Consider the following 2,038-nt stretch of genomic DNA (forward strand, 5'->3'; position numbering starts at 1 on the left):
GCTGGACACGTACCAGGTGGTGCGCTGGGGCGAAGGGCGCGAGGTCGACCGCTATCCGGGGTACCACTTCGAGGACCTCGCCTGGCGCTACACCGGCAAGATCATGCAGCCGCTGCTCGTGGTGCTCGACCCCTCCGACGAGCCGGCGAAGCTCGTCACGCACACCGGCCAGGAGTTCAACCTCGTCATCGAGGGCACCGTCGTGGTCACCTGGGCCGATAAGGAGTTCGAGCTCAACGCCGGCGACAGCATCTACTTCAACCCGGAGCACCCGCATGGCCAGCGCTGCGGCGGAGATGTCCCTGCAAAATTCGTGACGATCATCGCAGAGTAGGAAGCACAGCCCGTGAACCATATCCTGAAAAAATACTGCCCCCGCATCGAGTTCGATTCGTACGAGGACTTCTACGAGAACTTCAAGATCGACGTGCCCGAGGCGTTCAACTTCGGCTTCGACGTCGTGGACGAGTGGGCGCGCGTCGAGCCCGAGAAGCGCGCGCTCGTGTGGTGCGACGACCGCGACGAGGAGCGCACCTTCACGTTCGCCGACCTGTCGAGGCTGTCGAACCAGGCGGCCAACGCGTTCGCCAAGCTGGGCATCGGCAAGGGCGACGTGGTCATGATGATCCTGCGCCGCCGTTGGGAGTACTGGGTGTGCGCCGTCGCCCTGTGCAAGCTGGGCGCCACCATCATCCCGGCGTCGCTGCAGCTGACGAAGAAGGACATCGTCTACCGAGCCGACAGCGCGCGCGTGAAGGCGGTCGTCTGCGTGAACGACGAGTACGTGTGCGGCCAGATGGAGGAGGCGCTGCCCGAATCGCCGTCCATCGAGAACCGCATCATCGTGGCGGGCGAGCGCGACGGCTGGACGCCCTTCGACGAGCTGATCGAGGGCGAGTCCGGCGAGTTCGAGCGCCCGACGGGCGAAGGGGGCGTCACGAGCAAGGACATCATGCTCGTCTACTTCACGTCCGGCACCACGGGGCTCGCGAAGGCCGTGTGCCACAACTTCGCGCATCCGCTAGGCCACATCATCACCGCGAAGTACTGGCAGCAGGTGGAGGAGGACACGCTGCACATGAGCGTGACCGACAGCGGCTGGGCGAAGTTCGGCTGGGGCAAGATCTACGGCCAGTGGATCGCCGGCGCCACCATCTTCGCCTACGACATGGACAAGTTCGTGCCCACGAAGCTGCTGCAGAAGATCCAGGACTACAAGCTGACCACGTTCTGCGCGCCGCCCACCATGTACCGTTTCATGCTGCAGGAGGACGTGAGCGCCTACGACCTGTCGAGCGTGCACAACTTCGCCACGGCGGGCGAGCCGCTGAACGCCGAGGTCACGCTGGCTTGGGAGCGTCTGACGGGCAAGAGGATCCGCGAGGGCTTCGGCCAGACCGAAGGCCCGGTGCTGCTGGCGACGTTTCCCTGGGTCGACCCGCGCCCGGGCTCCATGGGCAAGCCCTCGCCGCTTTTGAACATCAAGCTGCTGGACGACGACGGCAACGAAGTGCCCGACGGCGAGGAGGGCGCCATCTGCGTGACGGGGCTCAAGGAGGCTTATCCGCCGGGCCTGTTCGTGGGGTACTACCGCGACGAGGACCGCACGCGCGAGGCCGTGGGCGGGGAGTACTACAACCTGCACGACATGGCGTGGCGCGACTCCGACGGCTACTGCTTCTTCGTGGGCCGCAACGACGACGTCATCAAGTGCTCGGGCTACCGCATCGGGCCCTTCGAGGTGGAGAGCGCCCTCGTGGAGCATCCTGCCGTGGTGGAATGCGCCGTCACGGCCGCGCCCGACCCCATCCGCGGCAAGGTGGTGAAGGCCACCATCGTGCTGGCGCGCGGCTACGAGCCCTCCGACGAGCTGGTGCGCGAGCTGCAGAACCACGTGAAGCACACGACGGCGCCCTACAAGTACCCGCGCATCGTGGAGTTCGTCGACGAGTTGCCCAAGACCATCGGCGGCAAGATCAAGCGCAAGCTGATCAGGAACAACGACGGCATCGAGGATTAAGGGGCCGGCCTGCCGGCC

2 protein-coding genes are annotated in these 2,038 nt (G+C 65.7%); both read left to right on the forward strand.

All coding sequences use genetic code 11. The features are described from left to right. A partial coding sequence (locus ACMO6A_RS10270; protein WP_418471202.1) for a cupin domain-containing protein occupies positions 1–334 on the forward strand: 334 nt, incomplete at its 5' end. A 12-nt stretch (positions 335–346) separates the two neighbouring features. After that, positions 347–2,020: an AMP-binding protein gene (locus ACMO6A_RS10275; RefSeq protein WP_009307114.1), complete on the forward strand. Its 1,674-nt coding sequence runs from the start codon at positions 347–349 to the stop codon at positions 2,018–2,020. Positions 2,021–2,038: the final 18 nt, after the last annotated feature.

Source organism: Eggerthella sp. (assembly GCF_048329335.1).
GTDB lineage: Bacteria > Actinomycetota > Coriobacteriia > Coriobacteriales > Eggerthellaceae > Eggerthella > Eggerthella lenta.